This window comes from Cupriavidus basilensis (assembly GCF_029335485.1).
In the GTDB taxonomy this organism is placed as follows: domain Bacteria; phylum Pseudomonadota; class Gammaproteobacteria; order Burkholderiales; family Burkholderiaceae; genus Cupriavidus; species Cupriavidus basilensis_E.
In genome coordinates this window covers 1-382 of sequence record NZ_JARJLM010000118.1, presented here as the reverse complement: position 1 = coordinate 382, position 382 = coordinate 1, and the positions used below count along the sequence as shown (strand labels likewise).

Genomic DNA, 382 nt, shown 5'->3' with positions numbered 1-382 from the left:
GTGCAAGCCATCGACGCGCCGATCGCCACGCCGGCGCCGAGCGTAACGCCCGCCATGCCGTGCGCGGTGGCCAGCAGCACCAGGCCAAGCACATAGAGCAGCGAGCCGCTCATCATCAGCGGCCGGAAGCCCGCCCGCGCGGCCCACGCGCCGGCCATCGGCTGGAGCAGGCCCCAGGCCAGGTTCTGCACGGCAATGGCAATGGTGAAGTCGGACACCGAGATGCCGATGTCCCTGGTCAGCGGGGGCATGAAGATGCCGAGGCTCTGCCGCAGGCCCATGGCCAGGCTCAGCATGACGGAGGCGCCGAGCAGGATCGGCAGGACGGGGCGGAGATCGGTCAGGCGGGGAGGCACGGGGGATGTCTCGTTCTGTATTGTTG

Annotated in this window: 1 pseudogene; it reads right to left on the bottom strand. The window is 69.6% G+C overall.

Annotation, left to right across the window (positions count from 1 at the left end):
- A pseudogene (locus P3W85_RS06660) lies at positions 1-356 on the bottom strand (MFS transporter); the annotation flags it as partial.
- Between the last annotated feature and the right edge of the window lie 26 nt (positions 357-382).